Genomic DNA, 26,965 nt, shown 5'->3' on the forward strand with positions numbered 1-26,965 from the left:
AGGCTTGCGATGATAACAAGCCTGCCCCCAATCGCCCATGATTATTGATGCATAGCAGCATTTTTTTTACGCCGCAATGACTTTAGCCTGGTAAAACGCGGTGGGCGTGGTGCCGAAATGTTTTTTAAACATGGCCGTGAACGCGCTCTGGCTCGTGTAGCCGTTGTCCATGGCCACGTCGATGACCTTGACGCCTTGCGCCAATTGTTCGAGTGCCCGCAGCAATCGCGCCTGCTGGCGCCACTGGCCAAAGCGCATGCCCGTCTGTTTCTGGAATAATCGGTGCAGGCTGCGTTCGGTGATCGCCAGTTCCTGCGCCCAGTGCGCCACCGTCTGCTGTTCACCCGGTTGTTCCATCAGCCGCGCGCAAATGCCGCGCAGGCGCGCATCCATGGGCAGCGGCAGATACAGGGGCAGCACGGGCAGGCTGTCGAGCTCATGCAACAGCAATTGCAGCAGATGCCAGTCGCGGCTGCCTTCCGTGAAATCGGGCGCGATGTCGACGGCCGCCACGATCAATTGCCGCAGCAAAGGACTGATGTCGAGCACGCAACTGTGACCCGGCAGCAATGGCGAATTGGCGCAGTTGACGAACACCGTGCGCATCTTGACGGCGCCGCTCATGCGCACCTTGTGCGCGATGCCGGGCTGCAGCCACACGCCGCGCGTGGGCGGCACCACCCAGCGCCCGCCCTGCGCTTCGATGGTCATCACGCCCTCGATGGCGTACAGCAACTGCGCATGCGTGTGGCGGTGCGCGGAAATCACGTGGCCGTGCGCATAGTCGACGGCCAGCGCCATGGCGCGTGCCGTGACGGGCAGCAATTCCTGAAAGGCGGGAGAGGAACAATCCATCAAATAAGGTCAGTTTTGCGATAGGTTCGGACATCTTAGCGCGAGAAGGCGCGGCGCGCCTGCGGCATGATGGTTTCCCGTAACTATTCCCGGAGTTTCGCATGCCTGTGCGCGCCTATCTGTATCCGTTTCTGGCCATGTTGCTGTGGGCCGGCAACGTCGTCGTGTCCAAGCTGGCCGCGTCCAGCATCGCCCCCACGGCCATCACCTTTTACCGTCTGGTGCTGGTCTTGCTCGTGATGACGCCATTTATCGCCCGGCCCCTGTGGCGCAACCGCGCGGCCATCCGCCGCCACTGGTGGCAGCTGGCCCTGTGCGGCCTGATGTCGATGGCCCTGTTCCAGAGTTTGTCCTACCGCGCCGCGGAAAGCACCACGGCGACGAATATGGCCATCGTCACGGCGCTGGCGCCCCTGATGACGGCCCTGCTCAGCGTGCTGCTGCTGGGCGAGCGCCTGACGGTCGGCATGGCGGCCGGCGGCGTGCTGTCGTTTGGCGGCTTGCTGTACCTGGTGGGGCGTGGCGACGTGCTGGCCTTGCTGCAGCAAGGCGTGCATGCGGGCGATGCGCTAATGCTGCTCGCCTCCCTGAGCTTCGCCCTGTACGGCGTGCTGCTGCGCCGCTGGCGGTTGTCCGTTCCCGCCTGGCAAGCCATTTATTGCCAGGCGCTGGCGGCCCTGGCGTGCATGTTACCGTTCTTCCTGCTCTTGCCGCCCGGCAGCGCCAGGCTGGACGCCACCACCTTGCCCTTGATCGGCTATGCGGGCATTGGCTCGTCCATCGTGCTGTCCTATCTGTGGATCGAAGGGGTCAAACTGCTGGGACCGAACCGCTGCAGCATTTACGTCAACCTGCTGCCCCTGCTGACGGCCTTGCTGGCCATCGTCTGGTTGCACGAAAGCATGCATGTGTACCACTTGGTCGGCGGCGGCATTTCGCTGCTGGGCGTGCTGCTGGCGCAGACGGTGCAGCGGCCCCTGTTTGGCCAGCGTCCTCGCGTATCCGGTCTTGCCTGAACGGCCATGCATAATGGCGGTTTTCAGGCAGTGGAGTGGGCATGCGGCAAACATTTTGGATGAGCACGATGGCGGCGCTGCTGGCGCTGGGAGGTTTGGCGCCAGCGCAGGCGGCGCGGTTCTACGACGGTAAACCGATGGCCACCGCCAGCACCGTCGAGCGCGGCGCGAAAACCATGGACGAGGCGCAGGTGCGCACGGCGCTGGTCCATGTGCCGCAGATCGACGACAGCATCGTCTACGCACCCACGGGCGTGGCCGAGTTCGACGCCATCGAGCATGGCCATGGCAAGCTGGTCGGCTATTTCAATATCGATGGCGATTTATTGCCCGGCAAGCCGGCCGATGCCCCGGCGTTTGCCTATAAAAAAACCTTCGAGGAAAAGGATGGCCATTTTCTCACGGTCACGTATCTGCTGGGCAAGGGCTGGAAAGGGAAGCGCGCACCCAGCTATCACATCAAGTGGATCACATGGGAAACGCAGCCGCAGCGCTTTGCCGCCAGCCAGGATGGGCTATTCATCGAGTACAACGTGAATTGCTGCGTGGGCAGCGTGTATGCCCGTGGCCAGTATGCACAGGGCAAGCGCACGGGGCAGTGGCATTACGAAGAGCCGAACACCATCCGCTCGTTTGGCGCCTTTGTCGATGACAAGGCCGAAGGGCCGTGGACGTATGAAAGCGGCGATGAAACGACGACGGGCATGATGCAGCGTGGCCAGCGCACGGGCCGCTGGGAAGTGAGCCCGGGCGTGGCCGCATGGCGCGAAGTGGACATGCATAGTTTCACCGGTTATGACACGTTTGTGAAAGACCGCTTGAACGGCCCCAGCGAACGCCGCATTGACGGCGTGGTGCAATGGCAGGGCAACTATGTCAACGGCAAGAAGCAGGGCCAGTGGGTGGAACCTGGCGGTGGCGGCCTGTATGTCGATGACGTGAAACAGGGGCTGTAAAAGGCGACGCCGGACGGTGGCTGGCAAATGCTGACCATGCTCGATTGCAGAAACCATCTATTAACATAACTGGCATTTCCACGCGAGCGCGCACGATTGCGGAATGCCAGTTCTGCGCAAAAAACATCATCTACTTGTTACAAAGCGTGAAAATCCATGCTGGATGTTGCTACTAGTAATCTTTCCCTGTATCTTGCAGTCAGGAAATAAAAGTACAGGAAACCTCGACCTCGTTGCCCTGTCTTGCACTCCTGACGATATGCGCGGGCCGCCTTCCCCCCTGCCGCCGCACACGCCGTATCGATCTGTCCTGAACAATTCACGTGACCCGCCCATCAGGCGTTTGCTGCTATCCCGTTTGGCGGGCGCAGGCATGGTTGCGCCCCTACCAAGGAAAACTGCATGCTGTCTAACATAACAATAAAAATGCGCCTGATTGCCACCATGAGTGTGCTGGGCTTGATGATCGCCGTGCTGGGCGTCATGAGTATCATCAGCCTGAAATCGGCCAACAACAGCCTTAACGAGGTCTACAGCAATCAGCTGGCATCGACGCAAGCGATCGGCGAATCACAAATTGCCCTGGGCCGCGCCCGGTTCACGATGGACCGCGTGATGGTGCATCCCGAAGCGGCCGACGCCAAGGATACCCTGGCCCGTGCCGAACAATTCATGGAAGCCTCGAACAAGTTCTGGAAGGTCTACCTGGCCTTGCCGCAAAGCACGGACGAAAAGCGCCTGTCCGACGACATGGACAAGAAGCGCAGCGAGTACATGAGCAACGGCTTGCTGGTCATGAGCAAGGCTTTGCGTGAAGGCAACGTCGCACAAGCGGACGGTTTGATGATGACGGGGCTGACGCCCCTGTACCGCAGCCTGGACCAGGCCGCCGAAACATTGACGCAATACCAGACCACTTCGGCCGCCCGGATGTATGCGGAAAGCCAGTCCAGCTACCGTACTCAGGTGGCAATGGCCATCGGCGGCGTGCTGGTGGGCGCCTTGCTGACGATTATTTCCAGCATCTTGCTGCTGCGCGCCATCTTTGGCCCGCTGGACCAGGCCTTGCGCCATTTCGGCGCCATTTCCGACGGCAATCTGGCCAACGACATCGTCATCACGCGCCACGACGAGATGGGCGCCTTGCTGACGGGCTTGCAGAAAATGCAGGAACGCCTGTCGACCACCGTGCGCGGCGTGCGCGACGGCAGCGGCGCCATCGCCACGGCCAGCAATGAAATCGCTTCGGGCAACCTGGACCTGTCCAGCCGCACGGAGCAGCAAGCGTCGAGCCTGGAAGAAACGGCTTCGTCGCTGGAAGAACTGACCTCGACCGTCAAGCAGAATTCCGACAATGCGCGCCAGGCGAACCAGCTGGCCGTCTCCGCTTCGGATGTGGCCGTCAAGGGCGGCGCGCTGGTGGCGCAAGTGGTCGATACCATGGGCACCATCAGCGAATCGTCGAAAAAGATCGCCGACATCATCGGCGTGATCGACGGCATCGCCTTCCAGACGAACATCCTGGCTTTGAATGCGGCCGTGGAAGCCGCGCGTGCCGGCGAACAGGGCCGCGGCTTTGCCGTCGTCGCCACCGAAGTGCGCAACCTGGCGCATCGCTCGGCCAGCGCCGCCAAGGACATCAAGCTACTGATCGAAGCGTCGGTGCAGAACGTGGGCGCTGGCAGCGCGCTGGTCAGCCAGACGGGCACGACGATGGACGAGATCGTGGCCAGCATCCGCCGCGTGACGGACATCATGGGCGAAATCAGTGCTGCCGGCCGCGAGCAGGAACTGGGCATCGGCCAGATCAACCAGGCCGTGGCGGAAATGGATACCGTGACGCAACAGAATGCGGCGCTGGTGGAAGAAGCGGCAGCTGCGTCGGAATCGATGCAGGAACAGGCGGCGGCGCTGGCCGAAATGGTCAGCATCTTCAAACTCGACGCCAACCATAGCGGTCCTGCCGCCAAGCCTGCCTTGCGCAAGCCTGTCGTGGCAGCCGCCAGCACGGCCTTGAAACGCCCGGCGCTGCGCCTGGCGCCAAGCCGCGCTGCGGCAGCCGCTCCGGCACAGCCCCGTTCTGCCAAGCCTGCCGCCGATAATAGCGGCGAGTGGGAAGAGTTCTAAATTACTGCGCCGGCAGGGTGGCCTTGCTGCCCTGTTCCTGCAGCATCGCCGCCTCGGCCAGGGCCTGGGCGCGCGCTTCTTCCGCAGCCTGTTCCGCTTTCTCCAGCGCATCATGGCGCGCCTGCAAGGCTGCCCGCGCGCGCACGAAGACGATCTTGATGGCCGCCATCACGGGCACGGACAGGAAGATGCCGACCACGCCACCGAGCTGGTCGCCGGCCAGCAGGCCGACGATCACCATCAGCGGGCTCACTTCCACGCCTTCGCTCATCAAATACGGGTTGACCACGTAATCCTGGAACAAACGGTAAGCGGCGATAAAGCCGATCAGCCAGAACACGTGCTCGAAACCGCTGAAACCGGCCACGACCACGGCAATGACGGCCGCCGCCAGCGGGCCGGCAAACGGGATGAATTCCAGCAAGGCGGCCGCGCCGGCCAGCAGCAGGCTGTACGGTACGCCCATCAGGGAAAAGGCGATGCTGTAGGACACAAAGGTGGCGATCGACAACAGCAGCAGGGCGCGCACATAGCGCGACAGCAAGATGTCGAGGTCATCGATGATGGCGCCCCAGAGTTTCTTGTTCGGGCGGTTCAGCAGGGACAGCAAGCCGTCGCGCATGTCCGGCCCTTCCTTGATCAGCAAAAAGCTCAGCACGGGCACCAGCACCAGATAGATCAGGTTGCTGGCCGCATGCATGACGGTCAAACCCAGTTCTTTCGCCAGCGGCATCGCTTGTCCCGTACCGCTGCTCAGCTGCGTCTGCATGAACGACAGCAGGCGCGCGCGCAACGGCTCCATGAATTCCGGCAACGGGATGCGCTCGGCAAAGTTGTTGCCCTTGAGCAGGGTCGGCAACTGATTACTGAGCTTGATCGCTTCTTCCTCGATGCGCGCGCCGAAGATGGAGCCCAGTATCGCCACCAGCAAGATCACCACGAGGAAGACGATGCCGATGGCGGCCGTGCGCGGCAAGCGTTTCGGGCCATGGCGTTCGAGCAGGCCGATCAGCGGATACACGAGGTAGCTGAAGAAAATGGCAAAGACCACGACGATCAGGGTCGACGAAACCTTGTAGGTGAGAAACAGCAGGAAGGCGATGAGGAAAGCCGTCCACACCATCTTGGCAACGCGCAAGTTAAAACCGAACATATGAATTCCTTAGGGGCAGGATGCGACGCAAGCGTGACTGGCTTGAAGGGCAGGGTGGGCAGGGACAGGGCCGCGGCGCACGGCCGGAAATCATACCGCAAAATGCCAAAATGCCATGTTCTTGTGCGTAATGGCAATGCTTTCCCTATGCGCCTACCTTATTTTTCCCGCCAGCTGGCCACGGTGATGAGCACGCCATCGTCCTTGTTGGGTTCGCGCAAGGTCACCGTGTAGCGGCCGCCCGTATCGCTGCCCGTAAACACCACCTTGTCATCATGGCCTTTCACTTGCGCGCCCTTGGCCAGTTTGGCGTAGGTGTTGAGTACCCAGTGGAAATCGGCATAGCTGCGCAAGGTGATGTCGGCATCGGGCATGGGCTCGTCGCCGGCCTCGGCCGCTTCCGTCGGCGTGCGCATGGGCAAACCGGCCAGGCCCGTCGGTGTGACGATCTTGCCGCCGCTGGAACTGCTGTTCAATTCCGCATTCGGCAGCAGCAGGTGCAACAGGCTGGCGGGAAAGCCGGGCGGCACGTCGCGCGGTTCCCAGCCGGGCTGGCCGGGGCGGGTCGTGATGTATTCCACGGCAGCAATGCTTTGTCGCTGTGCCGGTGCAGCCTGTGCCAGCGTGGTCGGCAACTGCCGTGCCCACACGAGCAGCGGTGCGGCCATCTCATCCTCCGCGCCCGGTGGCAGGAACACCGTCAGCACGGCGTGCGTGGATGGCAGGCAGGCGGGGGCCGCGCCGCCGATGGCGGCCTGGCAATGGCCGTTGACCAGGCCCAGCGCCAACAGCTTGCGCTTCGGATCGAACAGCATGGCGGCGCGCCGTGCACCGTGTGTGCCGGCATCGATGGAGGCCAGCACGGAACGCCCGTCGGGCAGCATGGTGCGCGTGATGTCGTCGAGTGAATACATGCTGTCGAGCACCTGGCGCGCGATCAGGGTGTTGCCCTGCGTATAGCTGCCGCGCGCATAACCGAGCAGTTTGAAGATGTCGGCGCGGATCTCCGGATGCGCACTCAGGCGCAGCGGCGGCGATGGCACGGGCACCGTGGCGGCTAAGAAGGCGGCATCTTCGGCAGAAATAGTTTCTGCCATGGTGGAAAGCGGCAGGCACAGCGTGGCGCACAGCGACAGCATGCGTAGAGTGATTTTTCCTGGGGTGTTCAATGGCCGTCCTTGTCGAGACGCCATGCCGGACCGGTTGCCGGCATGCGCGGGCCGCGATCTTAGCATTTCAGGAATAAATCTCTTTCTGCCAAGCTTGGCTATTGAATCACTGTCCCCATTGCCATGGCCCAGATCTCGTGTGTCGGCGCGGCCAGGAAATTGCGCATGGGAGAGAAGGGCTGCTTCTATACCAGTTCGTTGTACCGAGAAGACCACGCCAAGGTGAGCCGTTTGATTCGCCCCATGCTGGCGTTCTTTGAGAGCAATGACATCCCTTTGAGCATCCTCAAGATCGGCGCTCAGGACAGCTGGTACGAGGTGGACCCAGAGCAGCGCGATCCCTGGAAGCTTTCCCCGCAGGCCGTGCTGGCGCTGCTCGATGCCGGACCCAGCGGCAATGCCTAGGCGGCGTTGAGCACGTAGCGGTTCTTGCCGCTTTTTTTGGCCTGGTATAAGGATTCATCGGCACGCCGGTAGCTGTGCGACAAGTCCGCTTCCTTGAGCAGCTCTGCGACGCCGATGCTGACGGACACCTTGCGTTCCGGCACGAAAGCCGCCTCGACGCTGTCGACCAGCTGTGCGGCAAAGGCGCAGGCCGCGTTCTTTTCGCCCAGGTAAATGACGGCAAACTCCTCGCCACCGAGGCGTCCGCACAGGTGCTCGCCAGACAGTTTGGCGATCACGTCGGCGATCTTTTTCAGCACCTCGTCGCCCACGTCATGGCCGTACACGTCGTTGATCTGCTTGAAGTCGTCGATATCGATCATCAGGAAATAGGCGGGCGTGCGCGCCGTGCGCTGCAGGGTGCGGGCGCCCTGCGTGAACATGCGGCGGTTGTTAAGCCCCGTCAAACCATCCTTATAGGCCATCGTCGCCAGTTCGCGCTGGGCACGGTAGTTATGGATGCGCAAGACGAGAAAATAGATATTCAGTGCCAGGCCGATGATGACGCTGATGGTGACGGCCAGCACGGGCCAATGCTGGTCGGCCTGGCCCGCATGCACGGGAAATTGCCCCAGCCCCAACATGGCCCACACGCACAGCGACACGCCCAGGTAATACGCGATGCCGCTAAAGATGGGCGCCGTCGTCAGGGTGATCATCACGCCCAACGGCAACACCCAGAAAGCAGGGTCTTCCGTGCTCAGCATCAGCACGCGAAAGCCGAAAGCGATGAACAGCACGCTGATGGTGCCGCTGGCGATAATCGCCTGCAAGGACTTCGCATACACGGTCAGAAGCAGCCCGCCCAGCATGCCCGTCACGCCCAGCGCCGCCTGTGCATGATCGAACGAAGCGCGCGGCAAGGTCAGGCTGAACGTGACCAGCCAGCAAGCCAGGCCAAACGTCAGGATGGCTATCGAAATGAAATGCAGTTCCTTGAAAAAGCGCTGCTGTTGCTCCCGTTCTCCTGAAAAGAACAGGTAATAGAAGGCAGGAGACAGGCTGCGAGAAGTGAACATTCCATTCGTCCAGGCAGACAACACGCCTTGCGGCAGGGACGCCTCCCGGCAACGGCAGGCGGCATGGCGCGCGCACAAAATAGTTGCGCTCAGGAACTAGTGTACTGGTTTCTTGGCGGCAGTGGGGATCGGGAAGAGGAAAGCGGCGGCCAGTGGCCTGCCGCCGCCACAGTGACAGACCGCGGCGCAAGCACGTCGTTACAGCTCGCGTGCCAGCACCTGACCTACCAGGTCCTTGCCAAAGCTGTGATGCGCCTCTTCTTCGATCAACTGGAAGCCTGCTTTGTCGTAGATGCGGCGCGCATCGGTGAGGATGCTATTCGGCCACAAGACCATTATCTCTATCGTTTTACCAAGATAAGGGTACGGAAGGCTGTTGTGGTCAACTGATCTTATGGCCATTTCGAATGTCGTTTAAATAGTTGAACCATATCGTGGTAGTGCATCAGTGGCATCAACCCCGCAAAAATTAGCTCTTTTTGTGTTCCTTCGATCCAGCTATCATCGTCATTCAACCCTTCCAGCATTGCGCTGAGCAGATGTCTGACTGCGTATTCAGACAAGGATGAATTGTCCATTTGTATGCGCTGTTCTAATACTTGGACGATGTCATGATGGGATAGGCACAAGTTCCCTAAGCTTAAGTTAGAACTAATGTACGGTACATGACCACGTCCGCCTTTCATCACGGCTATAACGGAACGATAGAGTGATCGTGTTTCATCAATGTTCAGATACAACTTAGGCGAACCATAGCCCATATTTGATTGCAGCTTTTCAACTATTGCTATCAATCCAACTGATTGTTGCTCTTCGTTAGATGATAACGGATGCTCGTGATGCACCCATATTCTGGTTTGCTGAGTCCATATGGCAGCCAATTTCTTACGCTTTGCTGGTCGTTGCCATGGCCAGCTTGTTCGGAGCTCACGTTCAATGAGCCATCTGCCTACTTCAGGAAGGAAGCTATCTCGCAACCAGTTCAAAGCTTCAGTGCATGACATCCATCGCCCTGGCTCTAACTCAAAGTTTTGAAAAGAATTAGGTGGTTCCCACGTGAGGACAACATCGTCGCCATAGCAGAGCTCTTCTAAGTCGTCACGCGCCTGAATAAAGGTATGGTAGCCAAGGTTGAAATTTGGATGGGATTTCGTTGTATAGATTTTAATGTAATGAGGATTTGCGTCGAAGATGTGCCAATCACTTACCCCATCATTTGCATCATGTTCACATACGAACTCCAACATTAGTCTCCAAATGTGTGACGGGATTGTACAGATTGCAACTACTGTATTGTCGTTATGACCAATGAATGGGTGGCCTATTGCGTCCCAGCGTTGTTCAAGCGAGCGTAGTGCATCTGTATAAACCGGCATCAACCTATCCAGAGCTTGGCACATGGCTGTTAATCCCGTGTACGGAATCTGTAAACGAGCGCTATGAAGATCTATAACGACATCTGCATCTAGGGAGGGTGTGGCTGGACCGTAAATAAACGGTCGATAGGTATTTTTTGCCGGAGCCCCCGGAAGTGCGAGGAGGTTTTTTAGCAACCATTCTTGAGATAGCGCGACGGTGAGTCCAGAAGTCGTTTGCTTTTTAACCACAATGGCCAACGACCCGGTCGTAAAGCGTTTGCTCGGAAGTATTGTGTCCAAGTGCACCCAAGGAGCATCGAAAGTCCAGTTATCCTCAAATGCGTTTATCTGTTCTAGCTTTAATTTTTGAGTATCTTGATTTTCTTGGCCGAGAAATTCATTTGCGAGCCTTCGGATTGCAGGACGCTCGTCCACGAGAGCCTTTTGTAGTTGCATCATGAAGCCTACGCGGCGCATCCACTCATTGCAGTAGACATTAACCGTTGCATCGGGGAAAAAGCGGACTAGGACGTCTGGATGAAGTCGAACCAATTCTGTTAAGTGTAGGCTAGTCCAGAGTGTGCAAATTATGTTTTGAGCTCTCAATAGCCGGCGCGCTTCATTCCATGCTTCTGCAAATCTATTGGTGCTTTGTTGTGCGACAATGAGGACGAACTTCGTGCCGGGTGTTGCCCAAGGGCCGGCTAAGAACCGCTGAACTGCATTTTTTAGCTCTCTAGGCTCGAGATCCTTCCAACATTTACACTCGAATACGATTACTTGATCTTTGGCATCTCTAGAATAACCAAACAGATCGATACCACCTTGAGATAGGCCACTCCCGCCAATTATTTGGCATCCTTCAATGTCATAGTCTCGTTGCAGTAGCCACCAGCAGAATTGCTCGAACTGTGCCGCGTGCATGTCTTGGAATCTTAGCGGATGATTGCCTAATGGGCCAATGCCGAGCAGAGGTTCAGTTGGCGTAAACGGAGTGAGATGCGGAGGGAAGTTTTGCGGAAAACGAGATTTTGCCATGCAATCACACTAATGTGGAAATGGTTTCACTATGATAATTCTTGCAGTATACGCAGTCACGATTATTCTGTTGTTTTGCATCAGGTTCTCTAATACTGCCGCCTGATAATTTGATCAAATAAAACTATTCATAAAGAAAATTATGAACGAGTCTAGGAAAGTCATGGCGATTTAGTCGCGATGTTGAGTTGAGTGGCGCAATTGATTTTTCCATCTAGTGGGCATTGAAGGGCGCTAGCAAGCAGCATGCTGAATTGTTCGTCGTTGCTACATGCAATCAGATAGCAAGACGAAAAATCGGATGCGATCCCAGGGCCAATGCAGTATTTAGTTTGCAGCCTGAATACTCAGAACTGACTTGACCCTCCCGTGACATTATCAGTTCGCTCAATACGAATTATCCAGTTCAATTGTAACGCATCGTCATTGCAATATTTCCAAGTATGGATTCTTATCGACAATTGCAGTGTGGGATTTTTGTTTGAGAAACGTGACAAAATTGTCTTGTCTTGTCTTTGCAGCAACATTACAATCTCCTGCAAGGAGCAGAGTATCATGGTTTTTTGTGCGAGCGCTGTTCTGCATTCCTTGATTACTGGTTCCGTGTAGCCGGCTGAGGAAATGAAGATCCCGTGAGCATTTGCACGTAGGAAAAGGCGACTTAGATGTGGGAAGAACTCGTTTACCCCCACGGGAGTCTTGAGCCATTTCATTTCGACCAGGTGTATTGCACCATCAAGCTCGATAACACCGTCGATTTGTTCAAGCACCGTCGAAGTGTCCGGGTCTTTGCGACGGAAATCCTCGCGTACGTGTATTCCATATGCGCGAAAGAGATCGTTGAGCACGCCTTCTAGCAGCTTGCCTCGTTCTTGAGGCTTATCGTCCATGCTGAAAAGTGCAGATAGACGAACGGCAACGTCGCCAATTTTGGCGCGTTTTTCTACTGCAGCTGCATGTACACTTTGCTGACGTTGCAAAGTTTGCTCCCGCTCGGCATCACGCTCCTGTTTCATACGTGTGAACGCATCTTTGGTGTTAACCGCTTCACGAACACTCGTAACTAAGCCTTTGGCCTTGAGTTGATCTTCAGGCCAACAAGTTTCGAAATGTTCGAACTCCACCACACGTTTGATAATTTCGCGACGTGGTCGCAAACCACTATCCCCACGGGCATTAACCTTTGTGAGAACGTTGCGAACGATCTCGAATTTGTTGATAGCGTTAGGGGTGAGGTTCACAATCCCGTCAACTTCATTGAGGTCTTCTGCAGCAACGCCAGATCCGCGAAAGAATAGCACCACTCCCTTTTTTCCACGACTGAGGCGTGCAATTGTCTCAATAAGTAGCTCAAAAAGTTCGGGTGGGTAGTGAAAGGCTTCCGTCATGTTTTTCTTTCGGCTAGTCCATAACGAATTTTTAGCAGAATGAACCTAATAGGTACGTCTGCGGCTGGTCGAGAGCGGTCTGTATTTTTATTAATATTCTGAAGATATAGTTCGACCACGCACGTCAATTAAATAAATGGCCGGAGCAGGAGGTATTCTTTCTACCAGCGTTAAACTTTTTCACTTACCTGTCACAGTTTTCACTTTCTGCGCACCTGAAAAATGCCAACATCGGCTGGCGTTTTTTTCATTTTATATGACACGGATTTTTTACTAACTTGGCACAGTTTTCACTTTCCGTGTCACCCGACAGGTTTACACGTCAATATTCCCCGCGCGCAGCGCATTATTCTCAATAAACGCCCTGCGCGGCTCCACATCATCTCCCATCAGCGTCGTGAAGATCTGATCCGCGGCAATCGCGTCTTCGATCTGCACTTTCAACAGGCGGCGTACGGTCGGGTCCATCGTCGTTTCCCACAGCTGGTCCGGGTTCATTTCGCCCAGACCTTTGTAGCGCTGTTTCGAAACGGTGCGTTCGGCTTCGTCGCGCAGCCATTGCATGGCTTGGTGGAAGTCGACCACGGCGATTTCCTTCATGCGCTCGCCTTCGCCGCGGCGGACAAACGCGCCTTCGCCGATCAGGCCTTCGAAGGTGGCGGCGCCGCTGCTCAGGACGGCGTAGTCCGGGCCTTGCACGAAGTCGGCGTCGATGGCCGTGACTTTGACGTTACCGTGGTACATGCGCTCGATGTGCAGCTTGTGTTTTTCCGACAAGTCGTCGGAACGCACGTGCACGCGCACGGCGCTGTCGTTGATGGCCGTCTGCAGGGCCAGGGCGGAGGCTTCCGCCAGGTCCAGGGTCGACAGGTCCAGCTGCACGCCCGTCATGATGGCCGTCAGGGCGGCGCGGTCGATGACGCGCGTCAGACGGGTCATGATGGTGTTCGACAGGTTGAACTTGCGCACCAGTTCCGTCAGTGTCTCGCCGGAAATGCCTTCCGCGCCTTCGCGCGGCACCAGCACGGCCGTGTTCAGCGCCACGGTCATCATGTAGCTCGCTTCCTCGGCGTCATCTTTCAGATAGCGCTCGTCGCGGCCGGCTTTGACTTTGTACAGCGGCGGTTGCGCGATGTAGATGTGGCCGCGCTCGACCAGTTGCGGCATCTGGCGGTAGAACAGGGTCAGCAGTAGGGTACGGATGTGGGCGCCGTCGACGTCCGCATCGGTCATGATGATGATGCGGTGGTAGCGCAGTTTCTCGACGTTGAATTCGTCCGGTCCGATCGAGGTGCCGAGCGTGGCGATCAGGGTGGTGATCTGCTCCGACGACAGCATTTTTTCGAAACGGGCTTTTTCCACGTTCAGCACTTTACCGCGCAGCGGCAGAATCGCCTGGAACTTGCGGTCGCGCCCTTGTTTTGCCGAGCCACCTGCCGAGTCACCCTCGACGATGTACAGTTCGCACAGGGCGGGGTCTTTTTCCTGGCAATCGGCCAGCTTGGCCGACAGGCCCAGGCCGTCCATGATACCTTTGCGGCGGGTCAAATCGCGGGCCTTGCGGGCCGCTTCACGGGCGCGTGCCGCTTCGACGATCTTGCCGCAAATGATCTTGGCGTCGTTCGGTTTTTCTTGCAGGTAGTCGGCCAGGGTCTTGGCGACGATTTCTTCCACCGGGCCGCGCACTTCGCTCGATACCAGCTTGTCTTTCGTCTGCGACGAGAATTTCGGTTCCGGCACTTTGACCGACAGCACGCAGGTCAGGCCTTCGCGCATGTCGTCGCCATTGATTTCCACTTTCGCCTTTTTGGCGAACTCGTGTTCATCGATGTATTTGTTGATGACGCGCGTCATTGCCGCGCGCAGGCCCGTCAGGTGGGTGCCGCCGTCGCGTTGCGGGATGTTATTCGTGAAGCACAGCACCTGTTCATTGTAGGCATCGTTCCACTGCATCGACACGTCGACCGAGATGTTCGTGTTCTGGTCCGACATGCGCTCGCCCGTGGCCTGGAAAATGGTCGGGTGCAAGACCGATTTGGCCTTGTTGATGTACTCGACGAAGCCGCGCGTGCCGCCTTCGAAGGCGAACACTTCTTCCTTGCCCGTGCGCTGGTCGGACAACTTGATGTTGACGCCATTGTTCAGGAAGGACAGTTCGCGGATGCGCTTGGCCAGGATTTCGTAGTGGAATTCGACGTGCGTGAAAATCTCTTCGTCGGCCCAGAAATGCACGTCGGTGCCGCGCTTGTCCGTTTCGCCGATGACACGGATCGGGGAGGTGGCGATGTCGCCGACCATGACGATCTGGCGGTCTTGCGGCACGCCGCGCACGAATTCCATGTGGTGCACTTTGCCATCGCGGCGGATGGTCAGTTTCAGCAGTTTCGACAGGCCATTTACGCAGGACACGCCCACGCCGTGCAAACCGCCCGAGACTTTATAGGAGTTCTGGTCGAACTTGCCGCCCGCATGCAGTTCGGTCATGACGATTTCCGCCGCCGAACGTTTCGGATCGTGCTTGTCGTCCATTTTCAGGCCGGTCGGCACGCCGCGGCCATTGTCGGTGATCGAGATCGAATTGTCGCTGTGGATGGTGACGTGGATTTCCGTGCAGTGGCCGGCCAGCGATTCATCGATGGAGTTGTCCAGCACTTCGAATACCAGATGGTGCAAGCCGGTGCCGTCCGAGGTGTCGCCAATGTACATGCCCGGGCGTTTGCGTACGGCTTCCAGGCCTTCCAGGATCTGGATGGAGGCGGCGCCGTATTCTTCCGTTTTGGCCTGGATCGGGGTGTCTTGTGGATTCTCGGACATGGACTGCTTTCTCAAATAACGATTGCTGATTGATTCGGGGCTGCTGGCTGATGACCGTAGGTCGGGTTAGCCGGAACGGCGTAACCCGACAGACGGCGGTTCAGCATGTCGGATTACGCTGCGCTCATCCGACCTACGTCACTGCTGTGGTCTTTAGATGCGCATCGGCATGACGACATACTTGAAGTCGGCATTGTCGGGGATGGAGATCAGGGCGGACGAGTTCGAATCACCGAGCGCGATGTTGACGTATTCGCATTTCAGGTTGTTCAGCACGTCCAGCAGATACGTCACGTTGAAGCCGATGTCGACGGAGTCCCCGCCGTAGTCGATTTCCAGCTCTTCGACGGCTTCTTCCTGGTCCGCATTGGTCGAGCTGATCTTCATGCTGCCCGGGGTGATGATGCAGCGCACGCCCTTGAATTTGTCGCTGGTCATGATGGCGGCACGTTGCAGCGAGCGCAGCAATTCATCGCGGCCGATGGTGAAGTCGTTTTTGTAGCCTTTTGGAATCACGCGCGTGTAGTCGGGGAACTTGCCTTCCACCAGCTTCGAGATCAGCTCGATGTCGGCAAAGGTCAGTTTCACCTGGTTGGCGGCGATGTCCAGCTGGACCGGCTCATCGTTCTCTTCCAGCAGACGCTGCAGTTCGATGATGGTCTTGCGCGGAATAATCACTTCCTGGCGTGCAAACGTCTGCTCGGTGGCGACCTGGCAAAACGCCAGACGGTGGCCGTCGGTGGCCACGGCGATGACGTTATTGCCATCCAGAACCAGCAGCAAGCCGTTCAGGTAGTAGCGGATGTCTTGCTGCGCCATCGAGAAATGCACCATGTTGAACAGGTGTTTCAGCGTTTTTTGGGGCAGGGTGACGGACGCGTTGTAGCTTTCCGCTTGTTGCACGGTCGGGAACTCTTCCGCCGCCAGGGTTTGCAGGGCGAAGCGCGACTTGCCCGTTTGCACGGTCAGGCGCTTGTTCAGCAAGGTCATCGTGACGTCGCCCGATTCGGGCAGGGCGCGCAGGATGTCCAGCAGCTTGCGCGCGGCCACGGTGGTGCCGGTGACGTCCGCGCCGGAACCGATTTCCGCGTGCGTGGTGATCTGCACTTCGGTGTCGGTCGACAGGAAGGAGACATTTTCACCGTCTTTGCGGATGAGGATATTGGCCAGAATCGGCATAGTGTGCCGACGCTCGACAATACCGCTCACGATCTGCAGTGGCCGGAGAAGGGTATCTCGGGTGGTTTTGACCAATTGCATATTTATCCTCAATGTATAGGTTGAACAGTACGACGTTTAACGTATTAATTTAACAATTGTTACCATAGGGAGCCCCGACAGACCGGCTGCGGTGCCCTCCCAGATGATAAGGGTAAAGCACGTTTTGAGCCAGTCTTGCTCAAGCGGCGCTTAGCCTTTTAATGTTTGCTCCAGCACATGCAATTCATGGTTGCATTCCGGATTCTTGGTGCGGTCCAGCGCGATCTTGCGCACGGCATGCAGTACCGTGGTGTGGTCGCGGCCGCCGAACAGCTCGCCGATCTCCGGCAGGCTCTTCTGTGTCAATTCCTTGGCCAGGTACATGGCGATCTGGCGCGGCCGGGCGATATTCGCGGGGCGGCGTTTCGAATACATGTCGGCAACCTTGATATTGAAGAAGTCGGCCACCGTTTTCTGGATGTTTTCCACGGAAATCTGGCGGTTCTGCACTGACAGCAAGTCCTTCAGGGCTTCTTTGACGATATCGATCGTGATGTCTTTGCCATGGAAACGCGAGTACGCGAGGATCTTGCGCAGCGCGCCTTCGAGCTCGCGCACGTTCGAGCGCAAGTGCTTGGCGACAAAGAAGGCCACGTCGTCGGAGAAGGTCACGCCTTCCTGCTTGGCTTTTTTCAACAGAATCGCTACGCGCATTTCCAGTTCCGGCGGTTCGATGGCCACCGTCAGGCCCGAGTCGAAGCGCGAGATCAGGCGGTCGTCCATGCCCGTGATTTCCTTCGGATACGTATCCGAGGTGATGATGATCTGTTTCTTCGCTGCAATTAATGCCTCGAACGCATAGAAGAACTCTTCCTGCGTGCGGCTCTTGCCGCCAAAGAACTGGATATCATCGATCAGCAGCATGTCGAGCGAGTGATAGTAGTGCTTGAAGTCGTCGAAACCCTTGCGCTGGTAAGCGGTCACTACGTCGCGAACGTACTGTTCCGCGTGGATGTAGCGAATTTTTGCGCCCGGATTGTCGGCCATCACCTGGTTGCCGATGGCGTGGATCAAGTGGGTTTTACCCAGGCCTACGCCGCCATAGAAGAACAGCGGGTTATAGGACACGCCCGGATTGTTCGCCACCTGAATGGCGGCGGCGCGTGCCAATTGGTTGGCCTTACCGGTCACGAAGCTGTCGAAGGTCAGGTCGGTGTTGATGCGGCTCTGTTCGCGGCGCGGGGCGGCGCCGATGCTCAGTTCCGGCACGCTGGGCTGCGGCTCCGCGGCGCGCGCGCTGGGCGCGCCGCCATTCGGATCGCTGGCCGGGGTGCTGGCGGCAACGGGCTTCTTCGGCAAGGCCAGGCGCGGGTCGAGCACGAACTGCACTTCCGTCGGCGCTTCGAAGTACTGAATGGCCAGGGCAGTGATGCGGCTGGCGAACTGGGTCTTGACCCAATCGAGCTTGAAGCGATTGGGCGCAGCAATGCGCAGCTTGCCCTCTTCGTAATCGAGAGGGATAAGCGGTTTGATCCACGCACTGAATTGTTGCGGTGTCAGCTCCAGTTCCAACTGCGCGGAACAGGCCTGCCAGAAATTATCCATGTATGTCTATGTGAAAAGGTGTGGGAGGGCGTATCGATTCTGCCCTGCGTTCACCGTGTTGCAAGGCCGGCGTCGCGCGAGGGCTCGCCACACGTAACGCGCTATTCTACTCCCGACTGAGAAAGTTATCCACAGGCACGACGCTTATTTTTCTGTGGCGGGGTGGGGCGCCATGTGCATAAGAGGCGACTTATCCCCCGGTTATCCCGTCACAAGCAGTGCTGGCGCGGCCTGTGGCGGGGCCTTGCAAGCAGATGGGGGTCGGCGCGGAAATTTCCAGGCGATCACGGCAATCCTTGACAAGAGGGGGGCATATGCTGAATAATTCAGGGTTCCCCGCCCGTATTCCGTGTTTATTCATTTGGAACGACAATATGGACTAAGCGTGGATTAAGCGGGCGATGAGATTGGCCAGCTTGTGCCTTGGCATAAGTGCGCGATTGTCATTGGCACCAAAAACTGACGGGACGTCAGACCCGATTTTGCATTTTTTTTGTTTTTAGCGAGACCAACATGAAACGTACTTACCAACCTTCCGTCGTTCGCCGCAAGCGTACGCACGGCTTCCGCGCTCGTATGGCTACCCGTGGTGGCCGTGATGTGCTCAACGCACGTCGCGCAAAGGGCCGCAAACGTCTGGCCGTCTAGGCTTGTCGTTGACAGCTGATCGCGTGGCTAGCTGTACTCCAGTCGGCAATCAACGCGAAGGTTCACACGACTTCGCGCGCGTTCGGCGTATCGTTAAAACGGATGAATTTTCATCCGTTTTTCGTTTGCGCCCTTCGCAAAAAACAGCGCATTTTGTGCTGTACACCCGACACAATCAATTGCCGCATGCGCGGCTGGGCGTCGTTGTGGCCAAGCGTTTCGCGCCGCGCGCGGCGACCCGCAACACGATCAAGCGCGTCACGCGCGAGCTGTTTCGCAACAGCGCGATGCCGCCGGTCGACTGCGTGGTGCGTTTGTCGCGCGCCGTCAACAGCAAGGATGGCCCGGCCACCACGACCAAGCTCAAAGCCGAGCTGCGTGAAGAATTGAGCCGCCTGTTCGCGGCGCAAATCGCCGCCCAGGCCCGTTCTGTTGCTGCGCCACCACCATCCGCGCCATGAAAACCCTGCTGCTGTTCCTGCTGCGCGCTTATCAGTTGCTGATCAGCCCCATGCTGGGACAGAATTGCCGTTTCTATCCGAGCTGTTCGCATTACGCGATGGAAGCGCTGCGCGTGCACGGTACGGCCAAGGGCAGCCTGCTGGCTGCCAAGCGCCTGTGCCGTTGCCACCCCTGGAATGAAGGGGGCGTCGACCCGGTGCCGCCGGCCGACGGTAAACAATCTTCAACGACCGCTTGCGGTTGCAACCACTCCTGACAAATACCCTAATGGATATCAATAAACGTACCATCCTGTGGATCGTGTTTTCCGTCTCGCTGGTAATTCTCTGGAACGAATGGATGATCTCGAACGGCAAGCCGTCGATGTTCTCCGCGAACACGGAACAAACCGCCAAGGCGCCTGTCACCCCGGCCAAGACGGACGCCCTGGCTGCCGCGGCTGCCGGCGCAGCCGCCGTGCCTGGCGAAGCGACCGATCCCGCCGCGTTCAAGCGCGAAGTGATTACCATCACCACCGACGTCATCAAGGTCGACATCGACACCCTGGGCGGCCAGGTCAAGCGTCTGGAATTGCTGAAGTTCAAGGGCGCGGGCAATCCGGGCTGGTTCGGCGGCTGCTTCGGCCTGTTCAAATGGTGCCAGCCTGACGATGGCAAGCAAAACGAAGTGCTGTTCGACGAAGGCGCGAACCGCACCTATCTGGCGCAATCGGGCCTGGTCGGCGGTCCATTCCCCACCCATGCGAGCGGTTTCACCGTGCAGCCTGGCGTGCGCACCCTCGGCGACGGCAAGCAAGTGCAACTGGTGATGGAAGCGCTCGAAGGCGGCGTCAAGCTGACCAAGACGTTTACCTTCAAGCGCGGCGACTACGTCATCGACGTGCGCCATGACGTGGCCAACGTGGGCGCAGCGCCCGTGACGCCGCAGCTGTATCTGCAACTGACGCATGACGGCAACAAGCCGGTCGGCGACTCGTTCTTCAACAGCAGCTTCACGGGTCCGACCCTGTACACGCCGCAAGACAAGTACCAGAAGCTGACGTTCGAGAAAATCGAAAAAGCGGCAGTGGAAGACGAGAAGAAGGGCAACGACAACGCCATGAAGGGCCTGCATCCGGCCACGGCGAATGGCGGCTGGTTTGCGATTTCGCAACACTTCTTCGTCTCGGCTTTCGTTCCGCCTGAAAATGCCAAGCGCGACATCTTCACGAAGAAGGTCGGCACCAATTTGTACGCCATCGGCAACGTGCTGCCACTGCCTACCCTGGCGCCAGGCGCCTCGGCCAGCATGGACAGCAAGCTGTATTCGGGTCCGCAAATCGCCCACCTGCTCGAGCCGGTCTCGCCTGGCCTGGAACTGGTGAAGGATTACGGCTGGCTGACCATTATCGCCAAGCCGATGTTCTGGGTCATGGAACAGATCCACAGCGTGCTGGGCAACTGGGGCTGGACCATCATCGCCTTCACGATCCTGATCAAGCTGGCCTTCTTCCCGCTGTCGGCCGCCGGCTACCGCAGCATGGCCAAGATGAAACTGGTCACGCCGAAGATGCAGGCGATCCGCGAGCGCTACAAAGGCGATCCGCAAAAGATGAACCAGGCCACGATGGAGCTGTACAAGACGGAAAAGATCAATCCGCTGGGCGGCTGCCTGCCGATCCTGATCCAGATGCCCGTCTTTATCGCCCTGTACTGGGTGCTGAACGCGTCCGTGGAAATCCGCGGCGCGCCATGGATCGGCTGGATCACCGACCTGGCCCAGCATGACCCATGGTGCATCCTGCCTGTGCTGTACGCGATCTCGATGTACATCACGACCAAGCTGAACCCGGCTCCTGCCGATCCGATGCAAGCGAAGATGATGCTGTTCATGCCACTGGCATTCTCGGTGATGTTCTTCTTCTTCCCGTCGGGCCTGGTACTCTACTGGGTCGTCAACAACGTCCTGTCGATCGGCCAGCAATGGGTGATCACCAAGAAATACGCGCCTGCCGTCAAGTAAGTCCGGCCAGCGAATCGAAAGCCCGCCTCGCGCGGGCTTTTTTTTAATCTACAATATCCCCATGAAACTCGACTCTTCCCCTATCGCCGCCATCGCCACCGCTCCTGGCCGCGGCGGCATCGGCGTGGTACGCGCCTCCGGCAAAAACCTCGCTCCTTTGATGACGGCCCTGTTCGGCGCGCAGCAACTGAAGCCGCGCCACGCCACCTACCTGCCATTCACGGAAAGCGATGGCAGCATCATCGACCAGGGCATCGCCATCCACTTCAAGGGCCCGCATTCGTACACGGGCGAAGACGTGCTGGAATTGCAGGGGCACGGCGGCCCCATCGTGCTGCAGCTGCTGCTGGCGCGCGTGCTCGAAGCGGGCAGGGACAGCGGCTTGCGCCTGGCCGAGCCGGGCGAATTTACGCGCCGCGCGTTCCTCAATGACAAGCTGGACCTGGCGCAAGCGGAAGCCGTGGCCGACCTGATCGACGCGTCCACGGAAGCGGCGGCCAAGTCCGCTTCGCAATCGCTGTCGGGCGCGTTCTCGAACACGATACACGCGCTGGTCGAGCAGGTGACGGGCTTGCGCATGCTGGTCGAGGCGACCCTGGATTTCCCGGAAGAGGAAATCGACTTCCTGGAAAAATCGAATGCGCGCGGCCAATTGAAAGCCGTCATCGAAGCCTTGAATAAAGTGTTTGCCCAGGCGGCGCAGGGCGCGCTGCTGCGCGAAGGCCTGAACGTGGTGCTGGCTGGCCAGCCGAACGTGGGTAAATCGTCGCTGTTGAATGCGCTGGCGGGCGCCGACGTGGCCATCGTCACGCCGATCGCCGGCACCACGCGCGACAAGGTCAGCGAAACCATCCAGATCGAAGGCATTCCGCTCAACATCATCGACACGGCCGGCATCCGCAGCGCGGGCGACACCGTCGACGCCGTCGAGCGCATCGGCATCGAGCGCACCTGGGGCGAAATTGGCAAGGCGGACGTGATCCTGCACCTGCTCGATGCGGACCACGGCCCGACACTGGCCGATGAAACCATCGTCGCCGCCTTCCCGGAAGGCGTGCCAGTGGTGCGCGTGTGGAACAAGATCGATCTGTCCGGCCACAAGCCCGGCGTCGACAGCATGCCCGACGCCACCCACGTGTACCTGTCGGCGCACGAGCACATCGGCATCGACTTGCTGCGCGCCGAGCTGCTGCGCATCGCCGGCTGGCAGCAGACGGGCGAATCGCTGTACCTGGCGCGCGAACGCCATTTGATCGCCTTGAAATCGGCCGGCAAGCATCTCGATATCGCGGCCGCGCACGCGGCGCAGGACGACCAGTCGCTGGACCTGTTCGCCGAAGAGCTGCGCCTGGCGCAGGTGCAACTGTCGAGCATCACTGGCGAATTCTCGCCTGACGATCTGCTGGGCGTGATCTTCAGCCGTTTCTGTATTGGCAAATAAGGAGGGTTCGATGAAGCTTGTGCTCGTTTTCATGTTGGGCTGCCTGCCCATGCTGGCTGGCGCGCAGGAAAAACTGCCGAAGGACGTGGCGCGGTTCGTCGAGCACGCCCAGATGTGCGAGCACTTTGCCGGCGAGTGGGATGACAACGACAAGGCGCGCCAGCGCGAGATCATCGCTGCCGTGGACGATGCTTGCGGCCAGGCGCAGCGGCAGTGGAAGCGGCTGTCCGCCAAGTATGCGGGACAGCCGGCGATCAAAAAAGTCATCGACGCGCATGCAAATGATGCGGTCAGGAGCTTTCGGAAGTAAGTCCGAACGGTGAAAAGGCCGGGGTCAGACCCTCAACACCGCCAACACAAAGGTCATCGCTAACGTGCGAGGGGGTCTGACCCCAGGGTTTGTTAGCCCTTCTTCCCCTTCGCCTGCTCTTCCCTGAACTTCTGGAACGTCTCGATATGCTCGGCCCGGCGCAGCACGCGCGAGTGCGGGTCGAGCGTGTATGTGGCGCCAGCCGTCAGGGGCAGTTCGCCAAAGCCCAGCGACATGGAAACGGTATGGATTTCCTTGCCGATACGCACTTCCACCGGCATCGGGAAGACGATGTCGGCAGGCGTCTTCCATAGCAGGCGCAAGGTGTCGCCGTCGCGCACGGCCGACAGCTCGGGCAATGCCGCCTGATACAGATAGACCTGGAAGAACCAGTCGTAATTGCTGCCCGTGATTTTGTTGACGATGGCCATGAATTCCGTCGTGCTGCCATAGCGCGGCTGGAACTGGCCCGGCTGCGGCTGTTCCGTGCCGTAGACGAGCAGGCGCACAGCGCGGAAGAAGGCGTCGTCGCCGATCAGGCCGCGCAAGGTGTGCAGCACCAGCGCTCCTTTCACATACAGGTCGCCACCCGGCCCGCCCTTTTTCAGGTCGTAGACTTCTTCCTCGCTTTTCGGCTTGCCCGACACCATGGGCGCCTTGTTGATGATGCCGGCGCGCATTTGCTGCAATGAAGCAAAATACTCTTGCTCGCCCCGCAGATATTGCATGTACAGCGGTTGCATATACGTGCCGAAGCCTTCGTGCAGCCACATATCGTCCCAGTTGCTGTTGGTCAGCTGGTTGCCGAACCATTCATGGGCAAATTCATGCTGCAGCAATTCATCGTAGCCATAGCTGGTCTTGGCGAATTTGTTGCCATAGGCATTGATGGTCTGGTGTTCCATGCCCTTGTGCGGGGTTTCGGCGATACCGACTTTTTCATCGCCAAACGGGTAGGGGCCGATGACGCTTTCAAAAAAGTTGAGCATGGGCGGCAATTCCGCGAACAGGGCGCCAGCCTTGGCCTCGCTTTCCGGCAGATACCAGAATTGCAGGGGGATGCGGTTGCCGTAGCGGCTCACATACTCGCTCTGCATGCTGCGGTAGGGCGCCACGTTGAGGGCGATGCCATAGGTGCTCGGATGCTTGGCGCGCCAGTGCCAGGTACGCCAGCCGTCGGCCTCGTCCATGCCGAGCGCGATGCCGTTGCCGGCGGCCACCAGCGGCGCCGGCACGATGATGTGCTGGTCGATCAGCCGGGCCTTGCCCATCGGATGGTCGATGCAGGGCCAGAACAGGTCGCAGCCTTCGCCTTGCACGGCGCTGGCGATCCATGGCGCGCCATCGGCCGTGCTCGACCACACCATGCCGCCATCCCACGGCGCTTTCACTGCGACGTGCGGCACGCCGTGGTAGACGACGCGGATGGTGGTGCGCGCGCCTGCCGCGAGGGTGGCCGGCAAGGTCATGCTCAGGCGCCCGTCCGGATTGGCATAGTCTTGCGGCCGCAGCGCCTTGCCGTCGATTTCGATGGTGTCGACGGGCAGGTTGCGGTCCAGGTCCAGCGCGAAACGCGAGATCGGCTGCGTGGCCAGGAAGGTCAGGCGCGCATCGCCGGCAATGCTGCGGCTGGCAGGGTCGATGCGCAGGGTCAGGTCGGCGTGTTCGAACACCACCGCCAATTGTTCCGGCGTGCGTTCGGCGCCTGAATTGAGGGTGTAGGCGGTGGGCGCGCGCGTGGCGCAGGCGCTGAGCAGCAAGCAGGAGAGCAGCAGGGGAATGTGTTTCATGGCGAGCGCGCAAGTGAACGGAACACTGATTGTAGTGTGAAGTGACAACGTTGTCGTTTGGAAATTTCAAGGGGCCGATGGGGCAAGCGTGGCCCCGGTTGAGAAATGTCATGGGCTTCAAACGACGCTGACGTAATCTTGCTGAGCGGCCTTGAAGTGCCGCTAGGAAAGGAAGCGCCATGGACAGCGAACAGCCGGAAGTCGTGGAATGCAGGGGGATGGTGGCGCCGCCATTGCCTTCCCTGCCGCAATTGATCGCAGCGCTGCCGCCAAAAGGCGCATGCTGGTACTGCGACAAGCCGCTCGATGCCGTGCGCCGTTTCTGTTGCAAGAGTTGTTGCGTGGCGTATGCGGAGGAGGCGCAGTACAACAGCTGAGCGCTAGCGGCGCCGCAGCAGCGCCGCCAGGGCGCCTTCGAAATCGAACTCGTGCGCGGCGGCTGCTACTTCCTGGTAGACGTTGACGCCCAGGCTGGCCGCGAGCAGGCTGGCCGAGTTTTCCAGGATATCGATGGCCGCGCCGTCGCCTTCGCGCAGGTGGCTGGCCAGGCGCGCCAGCAGCAGCTGGATGGCGGGTGCGGCCGGGTCGGGCGCCACGTCCTGCGCCGCCGTATGGGCCGCTTCCGGCGTGCCCAGCATGCTGCTGACCGCGCCGAGCAATTGATCCTGCGCCAGTTCCAGCTGCAGCATCTGCTTGGCCAGGTCGGGCGCCTGCGCACGCAGTGCCGATTCCAGGGTTTCCGCCAGGCTGTGCACGTGGCGCGCGCCGATCATGCCGGCGGCGCCTTTCAGGGTATGCGCCTTCAGGCGCGCGGAAGCGTAGTTGCCCGTGTCGAATTCGGCGCGGATCTGGCACGGCGTGGTGCCGTGGTCGTGCAGGAAGCGGCGCAGGATTTTCAGGTACAGGATGCGGTCGCCCATGATGCGGCCCAGTCCGTTCTCGACGTCGAGGATACGGACCATGTCGGATGCCGCAACGGCGGCATCATCATCACAAGTGGCGTGTGGTTTCAGCATGCTGTACAGAGCGCCCCAAAACTTCTCAATTGCCGTAAAGCAGGAACAGCTATTCTACATCCAGTCATCTTCGACGCCGCGCCCGCTTGGCATGGCTAGCGCGTCGTGAATGACCAGCTGTGCGTGACGTCCGCGCCATTGACTTTGCCGATGAAACTCACGTCATAGCTGGTGTTCGCGTTCAAGGTCGCCAGCGGGATGATGGATGCGGCCGAGACCGGCGTATGCACATCGTTGCCGCTGGTGAGCAGGCGCACCGCCAAGTCCGTGGCGGCACCGCGCTGGCGCACGCTGAACGACGTCACGCTGACGGGCGTGCCGTAGTTGGCATGCACGCTGATCGGGTAGCCGACCACGTCCTGGTTCGGCACGGGATCGGGCGATTCGTTATCGCTGGAAAAACTGACGGCCACCTTCTGCTGTCCGCTGAAAGGATAGGTGACGATCTGTCCCGCCGCCAGCCCGGGGCCATAGTTGCGGTTGCCGGCCATGTCGGTGGTGAAATACGCATAGCCGGCGCCGCTGACGGCCGCGCCCGCGCCACCTTCCTTGAACAGCGGCTCGAAAATGACGAAGCGGTGATAGATGGCCGTGACCAGCTCTTCGGCCAGGTAAAAGCCGGATGTGTTGCCCGCGCCGGCGATGACTTCGCCCTGCAGCGAGGTGACGACGTAGCCGGCCTTGGCCAGGCGGTCGCCCAGCTTGACGCCTGTAAAGCCGGGCTTGCCCTGCACCTGCTCGTGCGCCACCGTACTGTTGAGATTGAGATAGCTGGAATGGCCCAGGGCCGCGCTGTCGATCAGGCTATTGCGCACCATCGGCGACAGGCCGATCTGGCTGCGCCGGTAGTTGAACCAGTTAAAGCCATCGGTGGCAATATTGTTGCTGAGGACGGGAGCGCCCGGCTCCTGTGTCAGCTGTCCGGCCGGGGTCGAGGTGCTCAGCGACGTATTGCTGCCGCTATCGCCGCCGCCGCAGGCGCTCAGCAGTGCTGCACTCAGCAGGGCGGGTATCCAGTATTTCCAACGCAGTGACGAGGCAATCAAGTTGGCTCCTGTATAGGTAGGCGGACAGCGGTGGGGCCAGCGTGCTGTCCTGTAAAACGATTCTAAGGTATTTTGATACCGCGTAGCGCATCCATGAAAAGATATGTCG

General features: G+C 59.1%; 24 protein-coding genes. 11 read left to right on the forward strand and 13 right to left on the reverse strand.

All coding sequences use genetic code 11. The features are described from left to right. Window positions 1–66 precede the first annotated feature (66 nt). Window positions 67–855, reverse strand: coding sequence for an AraC family transcriptional regulator (locus MRBLMS1_RS28830; protein ID WP_083292680.1), 789 nt, complete (start codon window positions 853–855; stop codon window positions 67–69). A gap of 101 nt (window positions 856–956) precedes the next feature. Here MRBLMS1_RS28830 and MRBLMS1_RS28835 point away from each other — a divergent pair, with 101 nt between their 5' ends. The 3 genes from MRBLMS1_RS28835 to MRBLMS1_RS28845 all read left to right on the forward strand — a co-directional run bounded on the left by MRBLMS1_RS28835 (window position 957) and on the right by MRBLMS1_RS28845 (window position 4,954). After that, entirely contained in the window at window positions 957–1,871 is a 915-nt protein-coding gene (locus MRBLMS1_RS28835; protein WP_128140548.1) for a DMT family transporter, read from the forward strand. Window positions 1,872–1,912: 41 nt separating this feature from the next. Then, window positions 1,913–2,827: a toxin-antitoxin system YwqK family antitoxin gene (locus MRBLMS1_RS28840; protein ID WP_485883787.1), complete on the forward strand. Its 915-nt coding sequence runs from the start codon at window positions 1,913–1,915 to the stop codon at window positions 2,825–2,827. A 402-nt stretch (window positions 2,828–3,229) separates the two neighbouring features. Then, a complete protein-coding gene (locus MRBLMS1_RS28845) occupies window positions 3,230–4,954 on the forward strand; it encodes a methyl-accepting chemotaxis protein (protein ID WP_485883789.1) in 1,725 nt (574 codons plus the stop codon). A 1-nt stretch (window position 4,955) separates the two neighbouring features. Here the strand turns inward: MRBLMS1_RS28845 and MRBLMS1_RS28850 are convergent, their stop codons facing one another. After that, window positions 4,956–6,107, reverse strand: a complete 1,152-nt coding sequence (locus MRBLMS1_RS28850) for an AI-2E family transporter (protein WP_128140544.1) — start codon at window positions 6,105–6,107, stop codon at window positions 4,956–4,958. 158 nt (window positions 6,108–6,265) lie between these two features. After that, window positions 6,266–7,276: a hypothetical protein gene (locus tag MRBLMS1_RS28855; RefSeq protein ID WP_485883791.1), complete on the reverse strand. Its 1,011-nt coding sequence runs from the start codon at window positions 7,274–7,276 to the stop codon at window positions 6,266–6,268. Window positions 7,277–7,441: 165 nt separating this feature from the next. Between MRBLMS1_RS28855 and MRBLMS1_RS28860 the strand changes: the two genes are divergently transcribed. Continuing rightward, window positions 7,442–7,681, forward strand: a complete 240-nt coding sequence (locus tag MRBLMS1_RS28860; protein WP_485883793.1) for a hypothetical protein — start codon at window positions 7,442–7,444, stop codon at window positions 7,679–7,681. On the opposite strand, the gene MRBLMS1_RS28865 is transcribed toward MRBLMS1_RS28860, so the two are convergent. From MRBLMS1_RS28865 to dnaA, 7 genes are all read right to left on the reverse strand, one after another. Then, the gene (locus MRBLMS1_RS28865; protein ID WP_070302912.1) at window positions 7,678–8,739 is read right to left on the reverse strand and encodes a GGDEF domain-containing protein; all 1,062 of its coding nucleotides are present in this window, start codon (window positions 8,737–8,739) and stop codon (window positions 7,678–7,680) included. The two genes, MRBLMS1_RS28860 and MRBLMS1_RS28865, sit on opposite strands and share 4 nt — an antisense overlap. A gap of 198 nt (window positions 8,740–8,937) precedes the next feature. Beyond that, complete coding sequence (locus tag MRBLMS1_RS28870; RefSeq protein WP_485883796.1) at window positions 8,938–9,069, reverse strand: hypothetical protein; 132 nt, start codon at window positions 9,067–9,069, stop codon at window positions 8,938–8,940. Between the two features lie 62 nt (window positions 9,070–9,131). Further along, the gene (locus tag MRBLMS1_RS28875; RefSeq protein WP_485883798.1) at window positions 9,132–11,135 is read right to left on the reverse strand and encodes a restriction endonuclease; all 2,004 of its coding nucleotides are present in this window, start codon (window positions 11,133–11,135) and stop codon (window positions 9,132–9,134) included. Between the two features lie 347 nt (window positions 11,136–11,482). Beyond that, entirely contained in the window at window positions 11,483–12,523 is a 1,041-nt protein-coding gene (locus MRBLMS1_RS28880) for a restriction endonuclease (protein WP_485883800.1), read from the reverse strand. A 315-nt stretch (window positions 12,524–12,838) separates the two neighbouring features. Beyond that, window positions 12,839–15,337, reverse strand: a complete 2,499-nt coding sequence (gene gyrB, locus MRBLMS1_RS28885) for a DNA topoisomerase (ATP-hydrolyzing) subunit B (RefSeq protein WP_338680078.1) — start codon at window positions 15,335–15,337, stop codon at window positions 12,839–12,841. Between the two features lie 153 nt (window positions 15,338–15,490). Continuing rightward, window positions 15,491–16,597: a DNA polymerase III subunit beta gene (dnaN, locus tag MRBLMS1_RS28890; protein WP_034754341.1), complete on the reverse strand. Its 1,107-nt coding sequence runs from the start codon at window positions 16,595–16,597 to the stop codon at window positions 15,491–15,493. A 150-nt stretch (window positions 16,598–16,747) separates the two neighbouring features. After that, window positions 16,748–18,142, reverse strand: a complete 1,395-nt coding sequence (gene dnaA / locus MRBLMS1_RS28895; RefSeq protein ID WP_034754339.1) for a chromosomal replication initiator protein DnaA — start codon at window positions 18,140–18,142, stop codon at window positions 16,748–16,750. Window positions 18,143–18,655: 513 nt separating this feature from the next. Between dnaA and rpmH the strand changes: the two genes are divergently transcribed. The 6 genes from rpmH (at window position 18,656) to MRBLMS1_RS28925 (ending at window position 23,004) form a co-directional block, all read left to right on the forward strand. Beyond that, window positions 18,656–18,790, forward strand: coding sequence for a 50S ribosomal protein L34 (gene rpmH, locus MRBLMS1_RS28900; RefSeq protein ID WP_010401996.1), 135 nt, complete (start codon window positions 18,656–18,658; stop codon window positions 18,788–18,790). 23 nt (window positions 18,791–18,813) lie between these two features. After that, the gene (rnpA, locus tag MRBLMS1_RS28905) at window positions 18,814–19,251 is read left to right on the forward strand and encodes a ribonuclease P protein component (protein ID WP_099403828.1); all 438 of its coding nucleotides are present in this window, start codon (window positions 18,814–18,816) and stop codon (window positions 19,249–19,251) included. Beyond that, complete coding sequence (gene yidD, locus MRBLMS1_RS28910; protein WP_034754335.1) at window positions 19,248–19,508, forward strand: membrane protein insertion efficiency factor YidD; 261 nt, start codon at window positions 19,248–19,250, stop codon at window positions 19,506–19,508. Before rnpA ends, yidD begins: the two co-directional genes overlap by 4 nt. A gap of 11 nt (window positions 19,509–19,519) precedes the next feature. Next, a complete protein-coding gene (gene yidC / locus MRBLMS1_RS28915) occupies window positions 19,520–21,253 on the forward strand; it encodes a membrane protein insertase YidC (RefSeq protein ID WP_485883804.1) in 1,734 nt (577 codons plus the stop codon). 61 nt (window positions 21,254–21,314) lie between these two features. Further along, window positions 21,315–22,694, forward strand: coding sequence for a tRNA uridine-5-carboxymethylaminomethyl(34) synthesis GTPase MnmE (mnmE, locus tag MRBLMS1_RS28920; protein WP_485883806.1), 1,380 nt, complete (start codon window positions 21,315–21,317; stop codon window positions 22,692–22,694). A gap of 10 nt (window positions 22,695–22,704) precedes the next feature. After that, window positions 22,705–23,004 carry a hypothetical protein gene (locus tag MRBLMS1_RS28925; RefSeq protein WP_485883808.1) on the forward strand — a complete coding sequence of 100 codons (300 nt, stop codon included), beginning with the start codon at window positions 22,705–22,707 and terminating at the stop codon, window positions 23,002–23,004. Between the two features lie 92 nt (window positions 23,005–23,096). On the opposite strand, the gene MRBLMS1_RS28930 is transcribed toward MRBLMS1_RS28925, so the two are convergent. Continuing rightward, on the reverse strand, window positions 23,097–24,794 hold the full coding sequence (locus MRBLMS1_RS28930; RefSeq protein WP_485883810.1) for a M1 family metallopeptidase: 1,698 nt from the start codon (window positions 24,792–24,794) through the stop codon (window positions 23,097–23,099). Between the two features lie 179 nt (window positions 24,795–24,973). On the opposite strand from MRBLMS1_RS28930, the gene MRBLMS1_RS28935 reads away from it, so the two are divergent. Further along, window positions 24,974–25,171, forward strand: a complete 198-nt coding sequence (locus tag MRBLMS1_RS28935; protein WP_128140534.1) for a hypothetical protein — start codon at window positions 24,974–24,976, stop codon at window positions 25,169–25,171. Between the two features lie 3 nt (window positions 25,172–25,174). On the opposite strand, the gene MRBLMS1_RS28940 is transcribed toward MRBLMS1_RS28935, so the two are convergent. Both MRBLMS1_RS28940 and MRBLMS1_RS28945 read right to left on the reverse strand, forming a co-directional pair. Then, the gene (locus tag MRBLMS1_RS28940; protein WP_485883812.1) at window positions 25,175–25,756 is read right to left on the reverse strand and encodes an Hpt domain-containing protein; all 582 of its coding nucleotides are present in this window, start codon (window positions 25,754–25,756) and stop codon (window positions 25,175–25,177) included. A 149-nt stretch (window positions 25,757–25,905) separates the two neighbouring features. Beyond that, on the reverse strand, window positions 25,906–26,856 hold the full coding sequence (locus MRBLMS1_RS28945) for a CAP domain-containing protein (RefSeq protein ID WP_485883814.1): 951 nt from the start codon (window positions 26,854–26,856) through the stop codon (window positions 25,906–25,908). Between the last annotated feature and the right edge of the window lie 109 nt (window positions 26,857–26,965).

The organism is Massilia sp. LMS1-1-1.1 (genome assembly GCF_040815535.1).
In the GTDB taxonomy this organism is placed as follows: Bacteria; Pseudomonadota; Gammaproteobacteria; order Burkholderiales; family Burkholderiaceae_D; genus Janthinobacterium; species Janthinobacterium aestuarii.